The 18103-nt window shown below is 54.4% G+C and carries 14 protein-coding genes; 2 read left to right on the forward strand and 12 right to left on the reverse strand.

Going from position 1 to position 18103, the window contains the following annotated elements:
• Positions 1-156 precede the first annotated feature (156 nt).
• The 10 genes from DSD30_RS08430 to DSD30_RS08475 all read right to left on the reverse strand — a co-directional run bounded on the left by DSD30_RS08430 (position 157) and on the right by DSD30_RS08475 (position 13636).
• On the reverse strand, positions 157-1869 hold the full coding sequence (locus DSD30_RS08430; protein WP_198662879.1) for a sensor histidine kinase: 1713 nt from the start codon (positions 1867-1869) through the stop codon (positions 157-159).
• 215 nt (positions 1870-2084) lie between these two features.
• On the reverse strand, positions 2085-2528 hold the full coding sequence (locus DSD30_RS08435; protein WP_157967616.1) for a response regulator: 444 nt from the start codon (positions 2526-2528) through the stop codon (positions 2085-2087).
• Positions 2529-2835: 307 nt separating this feature from the next.
• Positions 2836-3990, reverse strand: a complete 1155-nt coding sequence (locus DSD30_RS08440) for a hybrid sensor histidine kinase/response regulator (protein ID WP_114009189.1) — start codon at positions 3988-3990, stop codon at positions 2836-2838.
• Entirely contained in the window at positions 3983-4447 is a 465-nt protein-coding gene (locus DSD30_RS08445; RefSeq protein WP_114009190.1) for a response regulator, read from the reverse strand. Before DSD30_RS08445 ends, DSD30_RS08440 begins: the two co-directional genes overlap by 8 nt.
• Complete coding sequence (locus tag DSD30_RS08450) at positions 4444-6684, reverse strand: sensor histidine kinase (RefSeq protein ID WP_198662880.1); 2241 nt, start codon at positions 6682-6684, stop codon at positions 4444-4446. Before DSD30_RS08450 ends, DSD30_RS08445 begins: the two co-directional genes overlap by 4 nt.
• A gap of 637 nt (positions 6685-7321) precedes the next feature.
• Positions 7322-8092, reverse strand: a complete 771-nt coding sequence (locus DSD30_RS08455) for a FadR/GntR family transcriptional regulator (protein ID WP_114009192.1) — start codon at positions 8090-8092, stop codon at positions 7322-7324.
• Between the two features lies 1 nt (position 8093).
• Positions 8094-9074, reverse strand: coding sequence for an ABC transporter ATP-binding protein (locus DSD30_RS08460; RefSeq protein WP_114009193.1), 981 nt, complete (start codon positions 9072-9074; stop codon positions 8094-8096).
• A complete protein-coding gene (locus tag DSD30_RS08465) occupies positions 9067-11010 on the reverse strand; it encodes a dipeptide/oligopeptide/nickel ABC transporter permease/ATP-binding protein (RefSeq protein WP_114009194.1) in 1944 nt (647 codons plus the stop codon). Before DSD30_RS08465 ends, DSD30_RS08460 begins: the two co-directional genes overlap by 8 nt.
• Entirely contained in the window at positions 11010-11954 is a 945-nt protein-coding gene (locus DSD30_RS08470; RefSeq protein ID WP_114009683.1) for an ABC transporter permease, read from the reverse strand. The genes DSD30_RS08465 and DSD30_RS08470 overlap by 1 nt, the downstream gene beginning before the upstream one ends.
• A gap of 125 nt (positions 11955-12079) precedes the next feature.
• Complete coding sequence (locus DSD30_RS08475) at positions 12080-13636, reverse strand: ABC transporter substrate-binding protein (protein WP_114009195.1); 1557 nt, start codon at positions 13634-13636, stop codon at positions 12080-12082.
• 156 nt (positions 13637-13792) lie between these two features.
• Between DSD30_RS08475 and DSD30_RS08480 the strand changes: the two genes are divergently transcribed.
• Complete coding sequence (locus DSD30_RS08480; protein WP_114009196.1) at positions 13793-15034, forward strand: Zn-dependent hydrolase; 1242 nt, start codon at positions 13793-13795, stop codon at positions 15032-15034.
• Positions 15035-15047: 13 nt separating this feature from the next.
• On the forward strand, positions 15048-15992 hold the full coding sequence (locus tag DSD30_RS08485) for an acetamidase/formamidase family protein (RefSeq protein ID WP_114009197.1): 945 nt from the start codon (positions 15048-15050) through the stop codon (positions 15990-15992).
• A gap of 56 nt (positions 15993-16048) precedes the next feature.
• Here the strand turns inward: DSD30_RS08485 and DSD30_RS08490 are convergent, their stop codons facing one another.
• On the reverse strand, positions 16049-17350 hold the full coding sequence (locus DSD30_RS08490) for a DUF2254 domain-containing protein (RefSeq protein ID WP_342635043.1): 1302 nt from the start codon (positions 17348-17350) through the stop codon (positions 16049-16051).
• A 286-nt stretch (positions 17351-17636) separates the two neighbouring features.
• A complete protein-coding gene (gene rpiB / locus DSD30_RS08495) occupies positions 17637-18095 on the reverse strand; it encodes a ribose 5-phosphate isomerase B (protein ID WP_114009199.1) in 459 nt (152 codons plus the stop codon).
• Positions 18096-18103: the final 8 nt, after the last annotated feature.

Raw genomic sequence — 18103 nt, forward strand, 5'->3', positions numbered from 1 at the left:
TTATCGCAGCCTCTCCCCCCAGCAGATTGATACACCGGACTATTTTCCAACTGGGCCTCACGCAGCCCATCATAAAAAGCGGCCCGACAGGAGACAAATCCTGTCGGGCCGCTTTTGCAAGATACGATCACATGCTTCTAGGACATGAAGGATGAATCAGGCCGCAATCGCTTCGCTGACGCAATTGCTCGCCGGTTGGTAGGACGCGACGGTAAAACGAATGCTGGTCTTGGCGCCCGGCATGGTCACAACCGAAATTTCCCCGCCATGATCCTCGACAATCTTTTTGCAGACGGCGAGCCCAATGCCTGTGCCTTGATATTCATCATCGTTATGAAGACGCGCAAACATCTCGAACACCTTGTTGTAATATCGCGGTTCAATGCCGATCCCATGATCGCTCACCAGAATTTCGACCATTCCATTGTGAAGCTCTGATGCAGAGATCCGGATCTTCGCCTTGTTGCTACCGGCAAACTTGACCGCATTGTCGATCAGATTGGAAAAGACTGTTTCGATCATATGTGTGTCCGCATAGATCTCGAGTTGCTCATCGATATCAAACGACACATGCGCGGATTTCAGTTCGTTTTCTTTCATGTCCAGCAGACTCTGCACCATCACATTGAGGCGGATTGGAAAGTGACTGAAATTCGGATTGCCATACTTGGTGTAGTTCTGGAAGGAATCGATCATGTTCCGCATCCGACTCGACGACCTTTGGAGTCGCGTCATGACATCCCTCGTTTCCGTCTCATTCATATCGGCGTCCAGATCGTCTCGTAAGAGTTCAACAAACCCTTCGATCCGTTTGAGCGGCGCTCTGAGATCATGGGCGACAATCGAAGAAAACCGCATCAGATCCTCATTCTTTGCCTGCAGCTTCCGACAAGCCTTCTCGAAGCCTTCACGCAACAGCTCTTCTGTCTCCGCGGAGGCTTGAGCCCGGTCCTTTTCGACCAGCAAGCGATGCGACATGCGACGGGCCGTGATCAATGCACGATGTTGTTCATTGCCCAACGACCGCGTGACCAGATAAAGAAGCAGTGAAATCAGCATACCGATCACGCCAAACAGAAGCGGCAGGAAGCGTTCAGCTCTCGTCACGAAGGCCTGTGTGGCAGCAAAGGTCAGTGTCCACTGTTTGCCACCCATCTCGACCTGTCTGACGATGGTATCCAATCCTGACATTTCCACCTTGTCGGCGGTTGCCTGATCGCTGCCATAAATCCGATGGGACAGGCCATCAGAGCTGCGATCAAAAACCTCGAAATCAATCCCCTCTGCGGTGACCACTCCGAGTCCATCGAAGAAATCCAGCCCATCAATCGGGCTGAAGACAAAACCCTGAAGCTTCTGACGCCGCGCAGCCAATCCGTCTGCTGCGGTGCCCCTCTGATAAACTGGCACAAACATAGTGAAACGGTTCCGACGGCCTGCCATGCTGCTGGTCTCGGCATTGCCAATGGCAAGCTTGCCACTGTCGCGCGCCCGAGCCATTGCCTCGCGGTAAGCCAGATTTGACCAGAGGTCAGACCCGACAGCAACCGCATCACCATCGGTGAAGGATGTAGCAAATCGTGTTGTGGTGAATTTTTGTGACAGGTTTACGGACTGTCCGGCTTTCTCAGCAAGCTTGTCACCCACTTCCCGGTCCACCGATTGGCCCGACGTCTGGCCAGCCAGAGCGCGTCCGGCCTCACTCGAACCAATCAGCCCGGCATAGCCATACCCCTCAACCCCTTTTTGCAGGTGGCTCGGGCTGAGCCCGTCAACAAATTGCAGCCAAACGTCACCGGTCATCGGCACCTGGCTTCGCAGCAAACCGGCTCCCGCCCAAAGTTTGGTTTCCTGGGCGTGCATTTTCATTTTGACAGCCAATTCAATATTGGCAGCATGCATCGCAAAGCGACGTTCAACGGCGGTCCAAAGCCACTGATGAAAGAACACACACGACGCGATGGTCGTTGCCATGGAGATCGCGAAAACGCCAAGCGCCACGCGACCGCCAGTTATCTTCTTTTGCCTTAGCTGTCTTAAACGATACATGGGCCTTGTCACCTCTGGTCATGCGACGCAAGAAATCAGCTCATCAATTGCGTTTTTACTTTCGGCAGATTCTTGATTGCCGCGAAGAATTCCTCTGAAGTGAATGGTTTGACGATATAACCATCGCTGCCGACGTCAAACGACTCGAAGATATCGGACGGGTCGTCCGAAGCAGAGAACATCAACACAGGCACTTGACCATAGTCCGGGTGCGCCCTGATCTTCTGCAAGGCTTCGAAACCGTTGATCTTAGGCATATTGACATCCATCAGGATCAGGAAGGTTCTCTTTTCGATCCCCAGCTCGATCAACTCGTCAAGCGCTTCGAAAATTCGCTCGGGTTTCCGCTCGGAAACAAACCGGTTGACAATGCCCTCTTTGCGCAGCTTGCGCCGCGTCAGAAAAATCTCGTCAACATTATCATCCACCATGATTAACGTGGTTTCCGATACCTTTCGTGCTTCTGTTTGAACTGTCATGCCTAGCTCCATGAAATATTTATAGACGCAAACTTTCTTCAGCATCCATAATCAAGGAGAAAAATTTAATTTAGTCTAATAAACAAGCCTTTTGATTTTATATTTTCATTATCCTTACTTACTTTAATATTGAATAAAATTGTACAATTTTTGCCATTATAGAATAATAGTATGATTTATAGCCACAATAACGCAATAATAAAAAACAGTGAAATAAGAATGAGATTCATTACGACGGAAATGCGCATAACAAAATGCAAATCCGACTTGGTCTCAACTTTAATCTTCACAGAATATTACAGATTATCTATCCGGACAAAGCAATCTTCTGTTCGAACTGAACTATTTCCTGCGTCTCACTCACATCCGGCAGGACATTGTGCGCTGCCTGCAGCAGCGAGAAGGAGAAAGTCGACCCTTTGCCCTTTACTGACTGACACCAGATCTTGCCCCGATGCCGATCCAGAATCCGTCTGCAGGTCGCCAGTCCCAGGCCGGTTCCGGCATACTCATCTTCGCTATGCGCCCGATGAAATGGCTTGAAGATGGACACCAGATCCTCCTCATCCAAGCCGATGCCGTTATCCCTTATGTCGATCTGCCAAAAGTCGCCTTTCTGATGAGCATCAATATGGATCTGCGGTTTGTCTGCCTTGCAATATTTGATCGAATTGCCGATCAGATTTTGCAGCAACTGAACGATCTGTGGCGGGTCCGCGAGCACGGTTGGCAAAGGTGCATGGGTGATATCCGCCCGACTTTCCTCAATGTCGAAATGCAGATTGTTAAGGGCATCCTGAAGCAGGTCTGCCAGACATGCCGATTGCAGAGGCCGGTCCGTATTGGAAGACTTGTTGTAAATCCGCAAGGTATCAATCAGTTCCGAGGCGCGTCGTGCCGACCGTTCGATGCGATCAGAAAACTCCTGCACCTCATCGTGACACTCTTCCTCTATTGCCTCCTGAATCAACTCATTCATCCCGCGAATGACATTGATCGGAGCTTTCAAATCATGCGCCAGCACGTTGGCGAAGGTTGCAAGATCGGCTTGATGATCATCGATTTTTCGCAACAACGCGACCCGCTCGACCGTATTGAGAATCACCCGCTGCAGCGCTGAACCGGTCAGATCGTTTTTCGAAAGATACTCCTGAGCGCCCCCCTTGATGGAGTCCGCTGCGATTTTCTCATTGCCTTGTCCGGTCAACATCACCACTGGCAGATGACTCTCGTGGACCTGCAACTCTTCCAACAGTTCCAGACCATTCCGTCCGGGCAGACTGAAGTCGAGCAAGATACAGTCGACACTAACAGACTGGCATTGGGCAATTGCCTCTCTGGCAGAGGCAACTTCAAAATAGCGATAGCGCGTGTCCCCACCCTGCTTCGTCAATAGATGCTTATATAAGTCGCGATCGTCTTCGCTATCATCGACAATCATCACGTTGAGTCGATTAGTCATTTTTGTCCACCCTCGGGAGCGCCGAAACCTCCAGCCAGAATTTCTTGATGCTCGCTATTGTGTTGACAAAGCCCTCCAATTCGATCGGCTTTGTGACATAGGAGTTTGCTCCCTTCTCGTAACAATCCCTGACATCCAGATAATTGTTCGACGTTGTCAGCACGACCACCGGAATGGACTTGAGATCTTCGTCAGACTTGATGATTTGCAAAATCTCCCGACCATCCATGCCTGGCATGTTGAGATCCAGCAGGATCAGCCCCGGCAGGATCTCCAGATCGTCCTCCTCGCCCACGGCCCCATATTTGAGAAAATCGAGTGCTTCGCGACCGGAAGAACAGCGCAGTATCGGATGTTTCACGCTGCCTGTCCGCAGGAAGGCCCTTGAAGTTGCTTCAAAATCATCGTCGCTATCCTCGACAATCAGAACGGGCTGTACGGCACTATGCGCAATCATGCTGCCTCTCTTTCTGCGCAAGTCTTGGGGTCTGAGGAAGCGGACAAGGTGAAGAAGAATGTTGTACCCTTGCCCAACTCCGACTGAAGCCAAATCGATCCGCCATGCTGATGGATAATTTTTTCAACGAAGGTCAAACCAGCACCGGTTCCGTCGCTGAAGTCGTTTGAACTTTCCAATCGCTTGAACAGCTTGAAGACGGAATTGTGATAGGTCTCATCAATGCCGACGCCATTGTCACGCACGGAAAATATGCCTGTCTGCGGATCATAGCCGACGTCAACCAGCTTCTGATCCTTGTCATTATACTTTGCAGCATTGACAATCAGGTTGCGGAAGACCTCGGTAACACGCACCTTGTCACACACCACTGTCGGCAGGTCGGATGAAATGGTCAGCTTGACATGGTCAGCCTCGAATCCATCCCGTGAAGTCATCTCGATATCAGCAAGAACTGCCGCCAGATCTGTCGGCTCGGTAACGGCATCCTGTTGTCCCAATCGTGAAAAATGAAGCAGGTCAGCCACGAGCCTCTCCATCCGTTTGGTCAGAAACTGCAGTCTGTCCAGCCGTTTCTTGCCATCACAGTCCAGCACGTCATCGTAATCCTCAAGAAGGAAGCTGGAATGATTGTGAATTGCTCTCAAGGGCTCTCGCAGATCATGAGCCGCAATATGCGCAAAGCTGTCAAGCTCCTGATTGGACCTGACCAGGCGAGCAATCAGGTCTTCGCGCTCCTCTTCCTGCCGCTTGCGTTCGGTGATGTCCCGCACCACAACAGTCAGCAGAAATCGCTCGGTGATATCGACACGCCGCATCGTCAACATGGCCGGAAAGGTTCGGCCACTCGCATGCAAACCGATCACCTCATATTCCGCATGTTCCTTTGAACCAGTCCAGAAACGATCCTCGCGCAACTCAACAAAACTGATTGGTTCTCCATCTTGGCTGAGGAGGATCTCTTCGGCACGCTTGCCAATCAACGTGTCCCGACTATAGCCAAATGTCGGCTCAGCGGCCCGGTTGGAGCCAATCACCACTTGTTCATCGTCGAAAGTGAGGATCGCATCCGCAACATTTTCCAGAACCGTAGCAGCTTTTGCCCGACTTTCATTAAGATCCAGCGCCATCCGCCTGGAAGCACGCGCCAGCGCACCGATTTCATCACGCATATAAACGGGCAGATCAGAGCCGAAATGCGACGCATCTTCACTTTGAAGCGCCATTGCAATTGCTTGCAATGCCCGCGACATGCGCCGTGCCAGCGGCAGGGTTAGCAACGAGATCAATGCCACCAGAAAGAATGAGAAAAACAGGAACGACCGCAACGAGGCGATCACGGGAGCAAGCGCTTGTGCACGGCTGGTTGTCTGGGCGACTCCGACAAACACGTCAGGATTGCCGGGATTGACATTCAATTTGACAAAGTAACTAAGCGCATCCTCACTTTTGAAGCTGCCTTCGTCGCTTTCATAACCCTTGAAGTGGGCAACAAGCTCACTCGGCAAATAGCTTTGGTCTTCATGAAACTCAAACGAACCAAATTTGCTTAACGCGTCAATTTTCAAATAGTCGCCGTGATTGTTAATGGCATAGGCCACACGGGATGGCGTGCTGTTCTGGAGACCAAGCTGCATCAGTTTTTCATAATTCACATTGATCACAACCAGCCCGAACATCTGGCCGTCATCATCAAAGACCGGCACGATAGTCCGCAACGTCGGCGTCATGAGCGTATCAACCTTGCCATGCTCGCGATTATAGGTGACGTCAGAGAAATAGGTCTGTCCGGCTTGAAGACGAAGGCTTTCCTGAAAGTAGCGTTCGCCTTCCTTTTGTTGCAAATTCTGCGGGGTGACGACATCGATACCATCATTGGTCTGATCCACACGCACCAGCTCACGCCCGCCGTCAGCGACGCCGATATAGTGCAATTGGGTATAGTGGCTTCTCGCTCTCAACAATGAGATGAAAATGGTTTCAAGGCGGCCACGCCAATGGGCGGTGGTGGATCCGTCCTTGGGGTCGACATCATTGTTACGAGTTGAAGCAATCAGCCCGGCAATGGGAGGCAGCTGGGAGATGATAAAAGCTTCATTTTGCAACTCTTTATAGATACCAGCAAACTTCTGCGCGACAATTCTGGTTTCTTCACGCAGGTTTCGGATTTCCGAATCCAGCACGATCTTGCGAGTGTAATTGTAGTAAAAAACACAAAGTAAAACGGCAAAAACCATCGCACTGGCACCAACAAAGATCGTCGTCTTTGTCGCCAGTGAAGGAGATGAAGAAAATTGTCGCCTCACCCCCGATATGAGCGAAATCGAATGCATTATGAGCCCCACTTAAAACCGGCATGCCCGATGAGTCAGGCGCCGTTACGCAAGTGCCTTCACGGGGCGAACCAAAACCCTCCAGCACCAACGTTATTATAGTATAACAACTTGCCGGGTTAATTTTGCGTGTAACAATCCTGCTTTGTCCTGCAACCTTTTCTTATCAATGCAGTATCGCCGTGCGAACCGCAAAGATTTCAATGAAGGCAAGCATAAAAACGCGATATAATTCAATTAGATACACGAATGAGAAATTATTGCGTCAACCAAGAAAGACAAAATGCAACCAGCAATATGCCCTGTCTTTCGATGTTTATTTTCAGGGGAATCAGGCAAATCCCTTAGCTCATGAACCAGTTTTTCTGCCAACAACATGATTTCTTGGCAAGGGCCCACCGGTCCGCCCCCGCAGAATGGACGTGTCGATTTCGGCTCCAAGCATTTCTGATTGCTTCGCAGCGTCATCGATCGCCAAGAGAGCCTGACTGAATGCACTGCCAGTAACGTGCGGGGCCGGTTGACCGCGTTGCAAGTGGACCTAGGGCCTGATCAGAACAGCCCGCTCAAGCATGAAAGCCTCGGCATCGATCATGTGATCTCGCATAATCGAGCGGGCCTGCTCCTGATCACCAACTTTCAAAGCCCGTAACAATCGGACCTGATAGTTGATCCCCTGCTCGCGCAACCGCCAAGGTGTCGGCTCGGAATAGATCGCCCGACACTCCGTCTTGTCGGTCAGCAGGCTGAGAAGAAACCGGCAGACAAAACCGAGCAAAGAATTAGGAGAAGCCTTGGCAAGCTCCTTATGAAAATCCAGCTCGGCCAGCCGCTGTTTATATTCTTCATCCGCCGACTTTGGATCATCCTCATACAAATTGATCAGAGCCTGCAGGCGGCCAAACTGCTCGGCCGACAGACGACCGGCAACACTCGCCGCCAACTCTGGCTCAAGCGTCTTGCGCAAGGCATAGATGTCTGCAATGGACGGTGGCTCGAACAGAAACAGATTGTCAAGAAACCGGATCGCATGATCCGTTTCGATCGCCGAGACAAAGACACCGCCCCCCGGACCGGTTTTTGTCGTGATCAGCCCCTGGAACTCAAGCAGCTTGAGCGCTTCCCTCGTGGTTCCTCGTGAAGCCCCCATCTGCTCCGGATCCACCCAGGCCGTGGGAACCCGATCGCTAACCTGAAGTCCCGACGTAACGATACGCTCACGAATCTGATCGGCGATCAGGTCAGGTCTTTTGCGCTTTTTCGAACCTGCCGAGACTGCATTGCTTGTTTCTTGTTCTTCCTGAATCGACATGTCAACCTGCCAAAAATGGATGCAAGCATGCACTTCGATGGGTCTCTTCAGCCTTGTTATCATCAAGAATGGGGCGCACCGATTTGCACTGGTCGGATCTTCTGTCACATCTTGCATAGAATGCGCAACCCACCGGAGGGTGAAAAGGGTCTGGTAGTTCGGTGTTGGCGTCTTCCGAGATCAAGACCTTGCGCCCCGGAGCCGGAGCGGATTGCAACAACAGACGCGTATAGGGATGCCGTGGATTGCGGAAGACATCTTCCGTGCGACCGATTTCAACAAGAGATCCGAAATACATCACCATGACCCGATCACAAATGCTCTCAACGACCGACAGATCATGACTGATGAAGAGATAGGTCAGACCGAACTGGCGCTTGAGGTCATCCAGAATGTTGAGCACCTGCGCCTGCACGGACACGTCGAGCGCCGAAACCGGTTCATCCAGAACGATCAGCTCGGGATCGGCGGCCAGCGCACGGGCAATGCCGATCCGCTGGGCCTGTCCACCTGAAAATTCGTGCGGATAGCGATCAAGAAATTCCGGGGCCAGATTAACCGCCTGCAGCAATTCCTCCAGACGCGCCTGCCGCATGGATCGATCCATATCCCGCAACTGGATGAGCGGAGCTTCGAGAATCTGTCTGATTGTCTTTCTGGGATTGAGCGAGGCAACAGGATCCTGAAACACATACTGGATTTTCTGTGCTAGGCGTTTGTGGTCTTTCTTTGCCATGCCAGCAAGATCGGTTCCGGCGAAGGTAATGGTGCCACTGGTCGGCACATCGAGCCCGACGATCATCCGCGCCAACGTGGACTTGCCGCACCCGGATTCCCCGACAATGCCCAGCGTTTCCCCATCCGACACTTTGATATCAATCCCCTGGACGGCATGCACGGCGGGTTTCGGCTTGCCCAGAAGGCTCTTGCCACCACCGAACCGGCGCTCGACCTTGTCCAGATGCAACAGGGCTTCAGACATCGTTGCCTCCTTGGTTCATGGGATAGAGACACCGCACGGCGCGGCCTGTTGCCAATGTCTTGAGAGCAATGTCTCCATGCCGACACGCATCCTGAACAGCCGGGCACCGATCCGCAAAGGCGCATCCGTCGGGCAGATTGTTCACAAGAGGCGGTCGTCCCTCGATGGCATCAAGGCGACGATCCGGCTGCCCCAGCACGGGCACGCAGGCAATCAGCTTGGCCGTGTAAGGATGGGCTGGCGCGTCGAGTATAGCCTTGGTCGGACCGGTTTCGACGATCTTGCCTGCATACATCACGGCGATACGGTCACAGATCGTTGAAACGACACCGAAATCGTGGGTGATGAAGAGAATGCCAACGTCACGCTCCTTGCGCAAGGCATCAAGCAGCGCCAGAATCTGGGCCTGCACGGTCACATCTAGGGCCGTTGTCGGCTCATCTGCAATGATCAGCTTGACCTCATTGGCCAGCGCCATGGCGATGCAAACCCGTTGACGCATCCCCCCCGACAACTCGTGCGGGAAGGCATTCAATCGCTTGGCGGGATTGGGAATGCGAACAAGGGACAACAAATCCTCGGCCTTGGCCATCGCCTGCCTCTCATCCAGAGGCTGATGCGCCCTGATCGCCTCGACCAGCTGATCACCAACAGTGAAGAGCGGATGCAGGGTGGACAGGGGATCCTGAAACACATGACTGACCGCGGAGCCGCGCAACTGGCGGATTTCCTCATCGCTTTTGGACAGCAGATCCTCCCCTTCCAGAAGGGCTATCCCGTCCGTGATCCGCCCCGGAGGTGTCGGCACAAGTCCCATGATCGACATCGCCGTGACCGACTTACCCGAACCGGATTCCCCGACCAGCCCAAGACACTCGCCCTGCCGAACGGCCAGATCCACGCCACCGACCGCCTTGAAGATCTCACTGCCGATCTGGAACTCCGTCTTCAGCCCCTTGATATCAAGTGTGTCCTCAGCCGCGCTCTCAAAGCCAGGAGCCGCTTGGCGGGTGATCGCGGTGCGCATGACCGGACGGGTCAGAGCGCCGGACTTGAGACGCGGATCAAGGATGTCCCGCAACCCGTCCCCTAGCAGGTTGATGCTCATGACGACCACAAAGATCATCACGCCGGGAATGATCGACACATGCGGCGCCGTGAACAGGATCTTGCGCCCCTCGCCCAACATCGACCCCAAGTCGGCCTGTGGTGGTTGCGCACCAAGCCCCAAAAACGACAGCCCCGCCGTCTCGAGGATCATCCAACCGATTGTCGTCGACATGGTGATGATGATGACCGGCAAGACATTGGGCAAGACTTCGCCGAACAGGATCCCCGCATGGGATTTCCCCGACAGGCGGGCTGCATCGACAAATTCCCGGCGGGACAGTCCCACCGTGATGCCGCGAATGTTGCGGGCAAAGAAGGGAATGTTGACAATGGCGATGGCATAGAGCGCATTCAGCAACCCCGGTCCGAGTGCGGCAACAATGGCAAGGGCGAGCAGGATATAGGGAAAGGCCATGATCATATCGATGCCGCGCATCATGATATTGTCGACACGCCCACCTGCATAACCGGCAACCAAACCAATCAGCGAGCCGACAAAGGCAGCGATGCAGGTCGCTGACACGCCAACAGCCAGACTGACACGGCTGCCCCAGATGAGGCGGGAGAGAATATCACGACCAAGCGCATCGGTTCCCAACCAGTGTCCTTCGGTCAGGATCGGCAACAGACGATCAGCCGGAGCTGTCGCATCGGGATTGGCCAGAGGCAGGATCGGAGCTGCAAGGCTGATCAGCACCACCAGCACCAGAATGCAAAGGCCGATCGATGCCAGCACATTGTTGCGCAGCAGCTTGAATGCTGTTGGTCGTCCACCTTGGCGCTTTCTTGCCGCAGGCGCCTTGGAATTTGTTGCAGTGTCAGTCATCAGCGCAACCTCGGATCAAGCATGGACTGGATGACATCAACGACCAGATTGAACAGAACATAGGCCGTGGCAACCACCAACACCCCGCCCTGCACCAGCAACAAATCGCGCGTGGAAATGGCCTTGACCAGCATCGATCCGATGCCGGGCCATTGGAAAACGGTTTCGATATAGACGGCACCACCGAGCACGAAACCGGCCTGAATGCCGATCACCGGAATGACGCTGACCAACGCGGCCTTGAAGGCATGACGATAGATCACCCGTCTCTCAGAGATGCCTTTGGCCCGTGCGGTCCGGATATAGTCCTGCCGCAACACTTCCAGCATCGAGGTGCGGGTGAGACGGGCAATCACCCCGGTTGCCACCACCGCCAGCGTGAAGGCGGGCATCGCCAGATGGTGCATCAAATCGGCAAGATCCCCACCGCCATAAATCGCAAACATGCCGCTGGGCGGGAAAATCCGCCACTGCACGGCAAAAACGAAAATCAACAGAAGACCGAGCCAGAAGGACGGCATGGAAATACCGATCAACACGGCAAAGGTCAGCACTTTGTCCGCCCATCCATATTGCCGGACCGCCGACACGATGCCCGCCAGCAACCCCAGCACCGAGCACAGAAGCAGTGCGGGGCCAGCAAGGATCAGGGTGGCGGAGAAACGCTCGAGCACCTCGTCAATGACCGGTCGATTGAGCGTGTAGGACCGTCCAAAGTCGCCCTGTAGCATGTTGCCCAGCCAGATCAGATATTGCTGGACCATCGGCTTGTCCAGCCCGAGATCCTGATTGAGCTTGGCGACATTCTCCGGCGTTGCAAACGACCCCAGAATGGCAAGGGCGGGATCACCGGGAATCATGGCCATGATCGCAAACACAATTACGGACAAGCCCAATATGACCGGAATGGCGGCAAGCAGCCGCTTGAAAATATATCCACCCATCGGCTGTCCTCCGTCACCAAGGCTGTCAAACATTCCGGTCGCTTTGGCAACCCTGCTCAAAGCGGCCGGAAAGATTATGTAACAAGCAGCCAGTCATGCGGGTGACTGGCTGCTGGAGCGTTGCCTCAAGGCTTGGAAACCTTGTGCAACATCAGGAAGAAGGATGGCTGCAGCTTGAAGTCCTTCACAGCGGCACTCATCACGGCATTCTGCTTCCAGTTGGCCACAAAGACCCAAGGGGCATCTTCATAGACAATCTGCTGCATGTCCTTATACAGCTTGGCGCGTTCGGCCTGATCGGTCGACTGACGGGCCTTCTCCAGAAGCTCATCCACCTTCGGGTTGGAATAGTAACCGGAGTTGAACCCACCCTTATCAGGCCAGGCTTCGGTGCGCAGGGCAAGGAAAGGCAGCGTGTCCGGATCGTTGGTCATCCATGCCATCTCGGCCATGTCTGCCTTGCCTTCAAGGCCGGGATTGACCTTGCCAAGGAAGGTGTTCCACTCATAGGTCTCGATCTTGACCTTCATGCCAACCGCTTCGAGATCGGCCTGAATGGCGGTTCCCATGGCGGTGGGATCAAGCATACCGGACCCACCTTCTGTGACATAGAAGGTCAGCTCCTTGCCGTCATAGCCGGCTTCCTTGAGCATCGCCTTGGCTTTTTCCGGATCATACGGATAAGGAGACAGGCTTTCATCATAGGCCCAGGCAAAGGCAGGCGGAGTCGGCCCGGCCGCCACTTCGGCCGTCCCCTGCAGGATATTCTCGACAAGGGCGGTCTTGTTGATGGCATAGTTGGCTGCCTGACGGATTTCCTTGGTCGCAAATGGTCCTTCCTTGGCATTGAGGATCAGGAACCAGAGATGCGGACCGGCCTGCTCCTGAACGGCAAAGCGGGCGTCGTCGCGGAACTGGGTCAGATTGTCAGGTGGGACTTCGACCATCACATCGAGGCCACCGGCGAGCATTTCGGCCACACGGGTGTTGGCGTCCGTGATCGGGCGGAAGACCACGGCTTCAAGCGCCGGGGCACCATCCCAATAGTCGGCATTCTTCTCCAACACCACCTTGGCATTGGATTCCCATTCCGCAAATTTATAGGCACCGGTGCCAGCTGGATTGCGACCAACATCCTTGCCATGATCCATCACCGCTTTGGGCGAAATGATCAGGCCCGTCGGATAGGCCAGATTGGACAGGAAGGGCGCATAAGGGGCATTGAGATCGAATTTGACCGTCATCGCATCGACAACAGTGACCTCTTCAACCGCCGAGAAGAAGAAGGACAGCGGGAATGGACCGGTATCGTGATAGGGATGATCGTCCTTGAGCATCCTGTCAAAATTGAACTTGACCGCTTCGGCATCGAAGCTCGACCCGTCATGGAACTTGACCCCTTCGCGCAGCTTGAATGTGTAGCTCTTGCCATCATCAGAAATGGTCCAACTGGTTGCCAGAGATGGCTCCACTTCCAGTGTGCCGTCTTTGTAGCGGACCAACCCGTCATACATGTTCATCAAGATGCGAAAATCATTCACCGCCGTGTCCGCAGCAGGGTCCAAGGACTTCGGTTCGGCAATTTGTCCAACAATCAAAACATTGGGGGGCGTTTGGCTGTAGCCAGGTGAGGCAAATAATAATGAGGCCGCCGCCAGCGCGGCGGTTAGCAACCGTTTCATAGCATTCTCCCTCTCTATCGATCCTGATATTTAATCCTTATAATTGCATCTTTTTCAAGCATTGATTATGATAAATTGATAGATGACATGTAATTGCTTATTATTTATGCATAAATTCGGCTTTTGCGTAATTCGCGCTCAGAAAGGGAATAAGGAATGACCAACCATCGCGTTCACATAAGGTCCGAACGGTTGAAAAGTCTGCTGGGTGCGATCAACCAATTTGGGTTCAACGCCACAACCGGTGGATACAACCGCCCCGGTTTTTCCCATGCTGACAAACAGGTTCGGGACTGGTTTGCAACCCAGCTCACCAAGGATGGCTTGATGGTCACACAGGATGCGGCGGGCAATGTGTTTGGTCGACTGGGGCCGATTGATACCCCTTGCATCATGGTTGGCTCGCACCTCGACACCGTGCCTGAAGGCGGAGCGTTTGACGGAGCACTCGGTGTTGCCATCGGTCTGGAATGCATCCGTTCCATCAAAGAAAAGGGCATCGCATTGCGTCACCCCATCGTTGTCGCGGCAACGTCAGACGAGGAAGGCCGGTTCGGCGGCATGCTTGGCTCACAGACGATCAGCGGCCAGCTCGCTCAGGGATGGACCGAGGAAGCGGAAGATGCCGATGGTATCAAACTGACGGACGCCATGCGTCATCAGGGATATGATCCGGACGCCCTGCAGCTGTCCGCTTGGCCGTTCGGCAGTATCAAGGCCTTTCTGGAGCTTCATGTCGAACAAGGTCCGATGCTGGAAACTGCCACCCAGTCGATTGGGATCGTCGAAGGCGTTTCAGGGGTTCTGGTCTTGTCGATTGATCTGGACGGTGTCGCCAATCACTCGGGCACCACCCCCATGGAACTGCGATCCGATGCCTTTGCCGGACTGGCCCAGATAGCGGCAGGCATACCCGACATGATCCGCGAGATCGGCACCGATCAATCCCGCATCACCATCGGCAAGGTCGCAATCGAACCAAACTTCCCCCACACCATTCCCGGCCATGCCAGCTTCACCGTCATCATTCGCGATCTGTCGTCCGATGTGATGGGCTTGCTGCGCGCAAAGCTAACGGAGAATGTTGACAAAGTCTGCGAGCAACATCGCCTGACCCATCGGATCGAGGAACGCAGCTACATTGCACCAACCCTGCTTGATCCGGCCCTTCGCGCCACCTTTCTCACTGAGGCCAAAGCCCTTGGCCTTGAGCATCAGATTATGCCCTCGGGCGCCGGTCACGACGCCCAGACGATGCAGGCCTTCTGTCCATCGGGCCTGATCTTTGTGCCCAGCAAGGACGGCATCAGTCACGCTCCGGAAGAATGGACCGATTGGCCAGACATTGAAAAAGGCGCCCAATTGATGCTCAACACGATCCTGCAACTCGCCACCTGACCGGAGCTGCCCCATGTGCCAAGCCTGCCATTACACCATTCACGCGGCCCAGCATCATTTTGGCTGGGACAATCAAATCCCACCGGTCGCGCATGTCACTCCGGGTTCGCGGGTCCATCTGGCCTGTCAGGATGCGTCCGCGGGTCAGTTGCGCGCAACAAGTGGCCTTGATGATCTGATCGCAATGGATCCGACCAAAGCCAATCCGGTCACAGGCCCCCTCTATATCGAGGGCGCGGAACCGGGTGATATTCTCAAGGTGACTCTGGAAGACTTCACGCCTTCCGGATTTGGCTGGACCGCAAACATTCCCGGCTTCGGACTGCTTGCCGATCAGTTTCCAAATCCAGCGCTTCATATCTGGTCCTATGATGCCAAAGGGCTAACACCTGCCCTCTTTGGCCCACATGCAAAAGTCCCGCTCAAGCCCTTTGCAGGCACAGTGGGCAATGCGCCCGCTGAACCGGGTTGCCATTCGGTCATTCCACCGCGTCGGATCGGGGGCAATCTTGACATTCGCGACCTTGCCAAAGGCTCGGAACTCTTCCTTCCGGTCGAGGTTGCCGGTGCGCTTTTCTCCATCGGCGACACCCATGCCGCACAAGGCGATGGTGAAGTGTGCGGCACCGCCATTGAAAGCCCGATGGACATCACCTTGCGCCTTGATCTAATCAAACAGAGCCCACTTGCCATGCCGCGCTTCAGGACGACAGGCCCGGTAACCAATCACCTCGATACCAAGGGTTATGAGGTGACGACCGGCGTGGGTCCTGACTTGATGGCCGGGGCACGGGATGCGGTTGCAGGCATGATCGATCTTCTTTGTGCTGAGCATGGTCTGGCCGCTATCGACGCCTATTTGCTGGCCTCGGTCTGTGGTGATCTGCGAATATCCGAAATCGTCGACGCACCCAACTGGGTCGTATCCTTCTACTTTCCGCGCTGCGTCTTCGAATAGCGGGGCTTCCCAACGGACAAAATGCGAGATGCCAGACAGGGAACCCAAAGGAACGGCTACTTGGTCATCACAATGGCTTCAAGGCGCGCCTTGTCATCCTCGATCACCAAACCCGCCTGAGCTCGCTTGAGCGCTAGGGCGGCCTGCTCCTGTGCGGCTCGCCGGAAGGCATGGTCTCCAAGGCGACTGAGCGCTTTGAGGCTCTTGCGAAGCCGCAACTGAACTTCGATTTGCTTGTCTCCGTCGCGGGCCAGCAAATTGAACGCATCGTCAAACAGATCAGCCGATGTCAGAGGAGGAACAAAGATATTGTCATATACGGCATGCCCCTCACCTCCTATGCTGCCCTCGTCCCTATCGCCACAGCCACGCTTGGCCCACACATGGAGCAAGCGCGTCAGACGGCCAATAACATCGATAGCCGTACCGGGATCATTAATGCCCGGAGATAGCGCGCGCATGCCTATTTCGCTCAATACACACAGGCCAAAGCGTGGGTCCTGATCAAAGCTGCGCTCGTCCTTGATGATCACAGCCTTCTGGATCGCACTGCAAAGTCGGTCCATGTCGTCCCTGTCCGTTCCTGTCTGGCTGATATGAAAGCGCGCCATAGGCGTATCGGGGAAAACGAAAGAGCCGGGATCGACCAGAAAATAGATTGCTGCTTCCCGCTCGCCAATACAGGCCGACAGATGAGGCATATCAATATGCTGGATATAGCCGATCCTTGAGGGGTAAACAGACACGGCATCACTCGGGATCACGGTGTCTTCGCGCAAAGGATTGCTCCCCAGATAAGGCGTCGCCAGTCGCGACTGCAGAGCGGTGCGCGTTGCCTCCTCCACCTGATCGGCAGCATTCTCCACCCGCCCCAATTGGGTCAGATAGTCAATCCAGCGCAACAGGGATACAACAATCAGCGCAATGACAATGATCGTCACAGCAAACAGAACCGCACGTCCCTGCGGTCCGTAGGCTCCAGTCTTGAGCACGATCAACCCGACGATGCTGAACAGGAATGATCCGACAAAGGTGGAAAGAACGGTTTGCGATATATTGTCCTGTATCAGCAACTTGGTCGCCCGCGGTGTGGCATTGCTGGTCGCCGATTGGTAGGCCGACGTCATCACGCTGAGGGAAAATGTCGTCACCGCAAGCATGCTGGATGCGATGATAGAAAGAATGCTGTCCACCGCTTCGGCTCTGATATCGACGCCCAGCTCCCACGGCACGACAGTCTCAGCCAAGGTGGCAAGGATTGCTGCCGCCACCCCAAGCGCCCCAATCAAAGCGGCCCGCACCCAAAGACGCCTTGCGGTTTGCAGTAAGACCCACTGCCATTTGGTCATATGTTTCATGTGCCGACGGTTCCTAGCGATGGCGCAATGCACCGGAATGGAGGATTTCGCTAGATAAACGGTCCGCACCACTCTTTTGTTCCCGATAACCGGAACAAGATCGCTCGCTCAGCTGATCTGAGCCATTGTTTCCAGCCTGCTGGCAACACAGCAGCACGCAACGCCATTGTCAAAACACACGCCGAAACGCCTTCCAAAAGCGCCTGTTGGATGTGGCCCGGATCATTCCGGGCCACACGTTTGGATTGCTCATGCACCGTCATCGACTTTGCCTGAGCCTCAAAAGCTAGTCATTCAGGCTTCTAGCACGGTCCATCTCGTGAAGCTTCTCGACCCGGCGACGGAAATCCTCGTCCGTCGAGAATTCCGCATCCAGATAAGCGGCCACCAGATCCTTCGCCAGCCACGGACCGACGATCTGTGCACCGATGCACATCACATTCACATCATCATGCTCGACACATTGATGGGCGGAATGGATGTCATGGCAAACGGAGGAGCGGATACCAGCCACCTTGTTTGCTGCAATGGACGCCCCGACGCCAGTACCGCAAACCATGATCCCACGGTCAGCCTTGCCGCTGAGAATTTCGGATGTCAGCGCCCGGGCAATATCGGGAAAGTCGACGGGATCCGGGGTGTAAGAGCCAACATCGAGCACGCTATGCCCTTTTTCCTCGATGAAGTCGACGACGGTTTTCTTGAGGGGAAAGCCTGCATGATCGGAGCCAATGACAATTTTCATGAAATCAA

Source organism: Cohaesibacter intestini (assembly GCF_003324485.1).
Taxonomy (GTDB): Bacteria; Pseudomonadota; Alphaproteobacteria; order Rhizobiales; family Cohaesibacteraceae; genus Cohaesibacter; species Cohaesibacter intestini.

What these genes read in the sequence shown, in the direction of transcription:
- DSD30_RS08480 (WP_114009196.1), top strand. Translation starts at nt 13,793, where the DNA reads ATGACCAACCATCGCGTTCACATAAGGTCCGAACGGTTGAAAAGTCTG.
- DSD30_RS08445 (WP_114009190.1), bottom strand. Translation starts at nt 4,447, where the DNA reads ATGATTGCGCATAGTGCCGTACAGCCCGTTCTGATTGTCGAGGATAGC.
- rpiB (WP_114009199.1), bottom strand. Translation starts at nt 18,095, where the DNA reads ATGAAAATTGTCATTGGCTCCGATCATGCAGGCTTTCCCCTCAAGAAA.
- DSD30_RS08490 (WP_342635043.1), bottom strand. Translation starts at nt 17,350, where the DNA reads ATGAAACATATGACCAAATGGCAGTGGGTCTTACTGCAAACCGCAAGG.
- DSD30_RS08450 (WP_198662880.1), bottom strand. Translation starts at nt 6,684, where the DNA reads ATGGTTTTTGCCGTTTTACTTTGTGTTTTTTACTACAATTACACTCGC.
- DSD30_RS08465 (WP_114009194.1), bottom strand. Translation starts at nt 11,010, where the DNA reads ATGACTGACACTGCAACAAATTCCAAGGCGCCTGCGGCAAGAAAGCGC.
- DSD30_RS08435 (WP_157967616.1), bottom strand. Translation starts at nt 2,528, where the DNA reads ATGACAGTTCAAACAGAAGCACGAAAGGTATCGGAAACCACGTTAATC.
- DSD30_RS08455 (WP_114009192.1), bottom strand. Translation starts at nt 8,092, where the DNA reads ATGTCGATTCAGGAAGAACAAGAAACAAGCAATGCAGTCTCGGCAGGT.
- DSD30_RS08460 (WP_114009193.1), bottom strand. Translation starts at nt 9,074, where the DNA reads ATGTCTGAAGCCCTGTTGCATCTGGACAAGGTCGAGCGCCGGTTCGGT.
- DSD30_RS08470 (WP_114009683.1), bottom strand. Translation starts at nt 11,954, where the DNA reads ATGGGTGGATATATTTTCAAGCGGCTGCTTGCCGCCATTCCGGTCATA.
- DSD30_RS08430 (WP_198662879.1), bottom strand. Translation starts at nt 1,869, where the DNA reads ATGAAAATGCACGCCCAGGAAACCAAACTTTGGGCGGGAGCCGGTTTG.
- DSD30_RS08440 (WP_114009189.1), bottom strand. Translation starts at nt 3,990, where the DNA reads ATGACTAATCGACTCAACGTGATGATTGTCGATGATAGCGAAGACGAT.
- DSD30_RS08485 (WP_114009197.1), top strand. Translation starts at nt 15,048, where the DNA reads ATGTGCCAAGCCTGCCATTACACCATTCACGCGGCCCAGCATCATTTT.
- DSD30_RS08475 (WP_114009195.1), bottom strand. Translation starts at nt 13,636, where the DNA reads ATGAAACGGTTGCTAACCGCCGCGCTGGCGGCGGCCTCATTATTATTT.